9 protein-coding genes and 3 tRNA genes are annotated in these 6,877 nt (G+C 68.3%); 5 read left to right on the top strand and 7 right to left on the bottom strand.

Translation table 11 applies throughout. The features are described from left to right. Window positions 1–171 precede the first annotated feature (171 nt). The gene (locus AB0300_RS17295) at window positions 172–408 is read left to right on the top strand and encodes a hypothetical protein (RefSeq protein ID WP_366216561.1); all 237 of its coding nucleotides are present in this window, start codon (window positions 172–174) and stop codon (window positions 406–408) included. A gap of 64 nt (window positions 409–472) precedes the next feature. Here AB0300_RS17295 and AB0300_RS17290 read toward each other — a convergent pair whose 3' ends face one another. Beyond that, window positions 473–835, bottom strand: a complete 363-nt coding sequence (locus AB0300_RS17290; protein WP_366216560.1) for a hypothetical protein — start codon at window positions 833–835, stop codon at window positions 473–475. Between the two features lie 144 nt (window positions 836–979). Here AB0300_RS17290 and AB0300_RS17285 point away from each other — a divergent pair, with 144 nt between their 5' ends. Further along, the gene (locus tag AB0300_RS17285; protein WP_366216559.1) at window positions 980–1,231 is read left to right on the top strand and encodes a DUF3263 domain-containing protein; all 252 of its coding nucleotides are present in this window, start codon (window positions 980–982) and stop codon (window positions 1,229–1,231) included. A gap of 90 nt (window positions 1,232–1,321) precedes the next feature. Here AB0300_RS17285 and AB0300_RS17280 read toward each other — a convergent pair. From AB0300_RS17280 to AB0300_RS17270, 3 genes are all read right to left on the bottom strand, one after another. After that, window positions 1,322–1,394, bottom strand: a tRNA-Phe gene (locus AB0300_RS17280). Between the two features lie 68 nt (window positions 1,395–1,462). Further along, window positions 1,463–1,536, bottom strand: a tRNA-Asp gene (locus AB0300_RS17275). A 31-nt stretch (window positions 1,537–1,567) separates the two neighbouring features. Then, window positions 1,568–1,640 (bottom strand) — tRNA-Glu (locus AB0300_RS17270). Between the two features lie 211 nt (window positions 1,641–1,851). Here AB0300_RS17270 and AB0300_RS17265 point away from each other — a divergent pair. Continuing rightward, on the top strand, window positions 1,852–3,201 hold the full coding sequence (locus AB0300_RS17265) for a M23 family metallopeptidase (RefSeq protein WP_249521777.1): 1,350 nt from the start codon (window positions 1,852–1,854) through the stop codon (window positions 3,199–3,201). Between the two features lie 116 nt (window positions 3,202–3,317). Here AB0300_RS17265 and ppa read toward each other — a convergent pair whose 3' ends face one another. Both ppa and AB0300_RS17255 read right to left on the bottom strand, forming a co-directional pair. After that, entirely contained in the window at window positions 3,318–3,809 is a 492-nt protein-coding gene (gene ppa / locus AB0300_RS17260; protein WP_025104593.1) for an inorganic diphosphatase, read from the bottom strand. A gap of 43 nt (window positions 3,810–3,852) precedes the next feature. Continuing rightward, on the bottom strand, window positions 3,853–4,509 hold the full coding sequence (locus tag AB0300_RS17255; protein WP_366216558.1) for a TMEM175 family protein: 657 nt from the start codon (window positions 4,507–4,509) through the stop codon (window positions 3,853–3,855). 67 nt (window positions 4,510–4,576) lie between these two features. Between AB0300_RS17255 and tilS the strand changes: the two genes are divergently transcribed. Beyond that, entirely contained in the window at window positions 4,577–5,569 is a 993-nt protein-coding gene (gene tilS, locus AB0300_RS17250) for a tRNA lysidine(34) synthetase TilS (RefSeq protein WP_366216557.1), read from the top strand. A gap of 26 nt (window positions 5,570–5,595) precedes the next feature. Here the strand turns inward: tilS and AB0300_RS17245 are convergent, their stop codons facing one another. Beyond that, window positions 5,596–6,186 (bottom strand): DUF937 domain-containing protein, encoded by a 591-nt coding sequence (locus tag AB0300_RS17245; protein WP_366216556.1) that lies wholly within the window; start codon window positions 6,184–6,186, stop codon window positions 5,596–5,598. A gap of 122 nt (window positions 6,187–6,308) precedes the next feature. On the opposite strand from AB0300_RS17245, the gene hpt reads away from it, so the two are divergent. Then, a complete protein-coding gene (gene hpt / locus AB0300_RS17240; RefSeq protein ID WP_017204674.1) occupies window positions 6,309–6,860 on the top strand; it encodes a hypoxanthine phosphoribosyltransferase in 552 nt (183 codons plus the stop codon). Window positions 6,861–6,877: the final 17 nt, after the last annotated feature.

Below are 6,877 nucleotides of genomic sequence, written 5' to 3'. Positions count from 1 at the left end.
GAGATTCAGAACGCGTTCCGCGAGTGGATCGTGGGCGTATGGCGGTGGGGTCAGCGTGGCCGTCTTGGCGACATGCCCATGCCGCCGCCTCAGATTCTCCACCGTCTCGGCCTGGGGTACCTGGCTGATGACGAGTGGCATACAGAACCACCTATCTATAAGGAGTAATCGATGAGTACACCTGTTCCCACCCAGACCCCGAACGTGGTCATCGAGAGCCCCCGCGCCCGGAAGGTCGCACGTACCGCCCTCGACGTGGTTGGCGCGGCCCTCGGAACCGTGATCGCGGTCGACGCAGCCTCGAACGGTTTCGACGTGACGTGGCTGACCGTCCCCGCGATGGCCGGATGGACGTACCTGCGCCTCGTGTTCGGTATCGCCATCGACAACGCCAACACCCCCTCCTAGGGCGGCGACGCACGAAAGACCCCCACCCGCGCCCCGTAATGGGCCGGGTGGGGGCCTTTCGTGTTTACGGGGCGTCGAGGATGGCCGGGTCGGTGGTGATGTAGAGGGGGAGTGCCGCCGGCTGCCCATGCCCCAACCGTTCCGGTGTGGACGGGTCTGGGAGCGACCGACGATGCTTCCCCAACGCGATCCACGGGTCCAGGTCAGGGAGCGTTCTGAGGGCCGTACAGAGGGTCGCCGTGTAGTCGTCCTCGAAGTAGCCAACCCATGTGCCCACGGCCTCAGCGAGCACGTCTAGGCGTTCACCCGCGGTCGCCCTGAGCTCGTCTAGAACGGGCGCCGTGTCGGTCGTGTACCTGTTGCGTGAACAGATTGCATCCAACTCGATACTGAGCTTGGTTGTGGGGGACAGGCCTCGTGATTGCATGCCGGATCATCCTTCCTCCGGCCGAGACACAACCAAGTGTAAGCACGAAGGCCCCCGTTCATAGGGGGCCTTCGTGGATTCTGGGCCTCGAATCAACGAGGGCGTTCCCAGGACCAGCCACGATACCAGTTGAACCGGTTGTCGGTGGTTAGTGGCATCGTGTCGAGCGTGACGCCCGCCGAACTACTCGCCTTCGAAGCCCGCCACCCGAAACACACCCCGGCCAAGACTCACGCCATCCGACACCAACTTGGTATCAGCGAAGTCCGCTACTACACGCTCCTCCACCGTGCCGCGCGATCCGTTGACGGGATCAGCGTCGACCCGGTGACGGCGCGTATGGTCAGGGAACGGATCGAAAACCGAGCCCGAGCGCGGACTAACAGGGCGGCGTGAGGAATCGGATGCACCACCGGATGCACTAGGCATATCCTGGTCACAAAGCAAAACGCCCTCTCCCCAGTAGAAGCCTAGGGAAAGGGCGAGTGGCTCCGACCGGCATCGATCCGGTGACCTTTCGATTTTCAGTCGAACGCTCTACCAACTGAGCTACAGAGCCGCGCGGCGATGATGCTGCCGCGTCCTAGACGAAGAGCCCTCTCCGAAGAAAGAGCTCGTCGCACGGAGCGACCCTGACGGGACTTGAACCCGCGACCTCCGCCGTGACAGGGCGGCACGCTAACCAACTGCGCTACAGGGCCATACTGGTGTTTTCAATTGTATCGGATGGAGTGACCCCAACGGGATTCGAACCCGTGCTACCGCCGTGAAAGGGCGGCGTCCTAGGCCGCTAAACGATGGGGCCGAGTCAGTCCCGGGGGACTTCCTTGCCGACGCTCAAGCATAAGGGATCATCCGGGCAAATCGCGAATCGAGGCCGGAACCCGCTTCCCCCGGGCGTGTTCGAGCGGGACCATGGAGGGGCCGGGGATGCCGTTCACGCCGCTCTAGGAGTCTGGTGCTGGTGTGAAAGTTGTTGTTACTGTGGCATCTGTGAAACCGGCGGAAGGGGCCGTGTGAACGACAAGACCACGCAGGATGCGGCACTCGCGGCATCCGCGGACTGCGGGTGTGCGCCCACCCCGACGGAGCGACGTACCCTCTTCGGTGACGGCATCAGCCGCCGCGGCGCTCTCGGACTCGGCGCGCTCAGCGTCGTCGCCCTCAGCGCGTTCGGCATCACGTCCGGAGTCACGGCCGCCCACGCCGCGTCGTACCCGAGCTGGGACGACGTGCAGAAGGCCAAGCAGAACGAGGCCTCCAAGGCCGCAGAGGTGAAACGCATCGAGGGGCTGATCCAGTCGCTCACGCAGAAGGTCTCCGAGACGCAGGCCGCCGCCGAGGTCGCCTCGACCGAGTTCTACAACGCGCAACAGGCCTACTTCGCCGCGATCGCGGAGGCCGACTCGCTGCAGGAGAAGGCGGACGCGCAGGCCGCCGTCGCCGACGAGTCCGCCCGCAAGGCCGGTCAGGTCGCCGCGCAGCTCTACCGCAACGGCGGTGACGACACCTCGCTGGAGCTGTTCTTCGCGGGCTCCGCAGCCAACGCCGACGAGCTCCTCGCCCGCCTCGGCTCGATGGACAAGCTCCTCGAGTACAACCAGACCGTCTACAACGACGCGGTCGCCGCGCGGAACTCCGCGCAGTCCCTCAGCGACCAGGCGGTCGTCGCCCGGGACGAGCGCGACCGGCTCCAGAAGATCGCCGAAGAGAAGATGGTCGCGGCGCAGCAGGCCGCCGACGCCGCCCAGGCCGCTCTCGACGAGCAGTCGGCGAACCTCGCCACGATGCAGGCGCAGCTTGCCGCGCTGAAGGACACCACCGCGACCACCGTCGCCGGCTACCAGAAGGGCGTCGAGGAGCGCGAGAAGGAGCGCAAGCGCCGCGAGGCCGCCGAGGCCGCCGCGAACGCCGGGGGGAACAGCGGCGGAGGCGGCACCCCGGGAAGCGGCGGCTGGGTGCGTCCGCACGGCGGGTACCGCAGCTCCGGCTACGGCCCCCGCTCGCAGCAGTGCAACGCCAACGGCTGCTCGTCGAGCTGGCACTACGGCGTCGACCTCGCGAACGGCTGCGGCGCAGCGATCTACGCCGCACACTCCGGCACGGTCGACGCGGCCTTCTACAACGGCGGCTACGGCAACTACGTCCGCATCCAGCACGGCGGCGGCATCGCCACCGGCTACGCGCACATCAAGCCCGGCGGGTTCGCCGTGCGCAGCGGCCAGTGGGTCGAGGCCGGACAGGTCATCGCCTACGCGGGCAACACCGGCGGCTCCTTCGGCTGCCACCTGCACTTCGAGGTCTACATCAACGGCCGCTACACGAACCCCATCGACTTCATGGCGGGCAAGGGCATCTCCGTCTGACGGACGGCTGGACAGCAGAAGACCCCCGAACGCCTGGCGTCCGGGGGTCTTCGCTTCGACAGGCTCAGCGACCCAGAGAGGTCAGCGACCCAGAGAGGTCAGCGACCCGGATAAGGTCAGTGGCCCTGCTCGCCGAAGCGGACGATGGCCTCGTCGAGGATGCGCTGCGCCTCGGCGGCGTTGCCCCACTCGTCGACCTTGACCCACTTGTTGGGCTCGAGGTCCTTGTAGTGCTCGAAGAAGTGCGCGATCTCCTTCTTCGTGTACTCCGGCACGTCGTCGATGTCCTGAATGTGCGCCCAGCGCGGGTCCTTGGAGAGCACGGCGACGAGCTTGTCGTCTCCGCCGGCCTCGTCGCTCATCTTCAGCACGGCGACGGGGCGGACCTCGACGACGACGCCGGGGTAGATCTGGTGGTCGAGGAGCACCAGCACGTCGAGCGGGTCGCCGTCCTCGCCGAGCGTGTTGTCGAAGTAGCCGTAGTCGGCCGGGTAGCCGAAGGTCGTGTAGAGCACGCGGTCGAGGTGCACTCGCCCGGTCTCGTGGTCGACCTCGTACTTCACGCGGCTGCCGCGCGGGATCTCGATGACGGCGTCGTGTGCGCCCATGCGTGTGCTCCTCAGGAAGATCGGTTGGATGCCGCGGACCAGCCTACTCGGGGGTCGCGGGGTGGCTGTCCCGGTGCCGCCGCTGGACGATCCGGTTCAGGAGGCGTGAGAGAGGACTGCTCAACAGGAGGACCAGCAACCCCAGGTATCCGTTCGGCGACGCGGCGACGGCGATGACCAGGGCGATCGCGAAAAGGACGATCGCCGCGAGATCACCGGCGATTCCGCCGCGGATCACCGCCGGGGGTGCCGTGATGAGCTCCCCGTGCCGCTGCAGATAGAGCCAGCCGGCGAGCGTCGTGACCTGCGTCAGAAGGAGCGTGCCGATGTAGAGGACCGCCTGCAGAGGGGCGGGCTCCATCTGACCGATCATCGCCGTCGGCACCGGCAGCCACACGATGGTCGCCATCCACGCCACGTTGATCCACAGCAGTGCCGGCGTGACCGCCTGGACGTCCCGGTACTGACTGTGGTGCCCCATCCAGAACACCGCGATGAGGAGGAAGCTCAATCCGAAGCTCAGAAGCTGGCCCGCGTGTGCGGCGAGGAACTCTGGCGTATCCAGGTGATCGGCGGCCGCCTCGGCGACCGAGTCCGTGAGCGGCAGGATCAGCAACGTCATCGCGATCGCCACGACCGCATCGACGAACGCCTTGAAGCGCTCAGGGCGGAACGACGGAGCAGGGGAGCGACCGGTCACGGCGCCAGGATAGCCCCGCGCGGTTTCGGGCGACACGGCAGCCGAGGCGGTGCCCTAGCGTGGAGGGATGCCTTCCCTCGACCCCGCCGTCGCCGAGATCCGCCTCGCCGTGCGCACCGCGCTCGCCGACCTGCCCGAGGGCTCGACCGTCGTCGTCGCGGTGTCCGGCGGTGCCGACTCGCTCGCACTGGCGGCGGCCACCGCGTTCGAGGCCGCGAAAGTCGGGGTGCGTGCGACCGCGGTGACGGTCGACCACGGTCTGCAGGACGGGTCCGCCGAGGTCGCCGTCGAGACGGCACGCATCGCCGGACGACTCGGATTGGAGGCGCTCGTCGTCCGCGTCGAGGTCGACGGTGACGGTGGTCCGGAGGCGGCCGCGCGGGACGCGCGCTACCGCGTGCTCCGGGACGCGGCGGGCGACATCGGCGCGCGGGCGGTCCTGCTCGGTCACACGCTCGACGATCAGGCCGAGACGGTCCTGCTCGGACTCGCCCGAGGCTCCGGGGCGACGAGCCTGCAGGGCATGGCGCCGGACCGGCAGGACGACGACGGCCTCCGATGGCTGCGCCCGCTGCTCGGCGTGCGCCGCGAGACCACCCGTGCGTTCTGCGCCGCGGCCGACCTGCAGCCCTGGGACGACCCGCACAACACCGACGACCGCTACACGCGCGTGCGGGTGCGTCGCCACGTGCTCCCCGTGTTGGAGACGCAGCTCGGCCCGGGCATCGCCGAGGCGCTGGCCCGCACCGCCGAGCAGCTCCGGGAGGACGCGGAGGCGTTCGACGAGATGATCCACGAGACGATCGAGGACATCGTCGAGCACGCCGAGGCCGGGATCTCGGTGAGCGTCGCCGCGCTCGCCGCCAATCCGGCCGCGCTGCGCAACCGCATCATCCGTCTCGTGGTCGACAGCGAGTTCGGGGCGAGCCTGAGCCGTGCGCAGACGATCGAGGTCGCCCGCCTCGTGACCGACTGGTCCGGTCAGGGCCCGATCGACCTGCCGGGGTGCGCCGCCGTGCGCCAGGGCGGCCGGATCGTGTTCACCGCCGCGACCCGCTAAATCGCGGGCCGCGGCGGCGTCGCGTCCTACTTCTTGCCGCCGAAGAGGCCCCCGAGGACGCCGCCGAGGTCGATGCCGCCGCCGGAGCCGCTCTTGCCGCCGCCGAGGAGGCCACCCAGCACGTCACCCAACCCGCCGCCGGAGCCGGAGTCGCCGCCGCCGAGGATGCCGCCGATGACGTCGCCGATCCCACCGGAGCCCTCCGTGCCCGCGTCCGCCTTCGCCGTCTTGTCCTTGGTCGCGTTGGCGATGAGACCCATCACGATCGGCGCGAGGATGGGGAGGAGCTTTCCGAAGTCGATTCCCGGAGTCGCCTTCGACTCCGTCAGCTCCTTCGTGACCTCCTTCTCCTTCCCGCCGAGGATGTGGGAGACGATCTTCTCGCCGTCCTCCTGGTCGATGTCGTCGACCGTCGCCGGGCTCGACGCACCGCGGTGCTTGCCGAGGGCCTTCTCGATGGCCGCCGATCCCTCCGAGCTCTCCGCGTTCTTGGCCAGCCCGCCGAGGAGCACGGCGCCGCCCTGCTCGACCGCGACCTTGGCCTCGTCGCGCGACACTCCGAGCTTCTGCGCGATGTCGTCGAGGGGGACCTGGCTGAGGATGTCTTGGGTCGCCATGGGGATCTCCTTCCGTCGGGGCGTGCGCCCGCGTCACCGTCAGAGTAGTGCGGTGTCGACCTGCGGGGGGAGGGTACGCGCCCACGACCGGAGCACACCGCCGCGTCGCCTAAAATCGATCCATGCGCGCCGCGGAGATCCAGGACGACCTTGCACAGATCCTCGTCACCGAGGAGGAGATCCACGCCAAGCTCGACGAGCTCGCGGCGCAGGTCGCGAAGGACTACGAGGGCAAGGACCTCATCCTCGTCGGCGTGCTGAAGGGCGCGGTCATGGTCATGGCCGACTTCGCACGCGCGCTGCCCTTCCACGCGCCGATGGACTGGATGGCGGTGTCGAGCTACGGCGCCAGCACGAAGTCGAGCGGTGTCGTGCAGATCCGGAAGGACCTCGACACCGACCTGCACGGCAAGCACGTGCTCATCGTCGAGGACATCATCGACTCCGGCCTCACCCTGAGCTGGCTCCTGGAGAACTTCGAGTCCCGCGGTGCGGAGTCGATCGAGGTGCTCGCGCTGCTGCGCAAGCCGGAGGCCGCGAAGGTCGAGATCGACTGCAAGTACGTCGGCTTCGACATCCCCGTGGAATTCGTCGTCGGCTACGGACTCGACTACGCGGAGCGCTACCGCAACCTCCGCGACGTCGCCGTGCTGGCACCGCACGTCTACAGCTGACGCTTCGACAGGCTCAG

The sequence above is a fragment of the Microbacterium sp. NPDC078814 genome (assembly GCF_040702645.1).
Taxonomy (GTDB): Bacteria; Actinomycetota; Actinomycetes; order Actinomycetales; family Microbacteriaceae; genus Microbacterium.
This window is presented reverse-complemented; position numbering and strand designations above follow the sequence as displayed.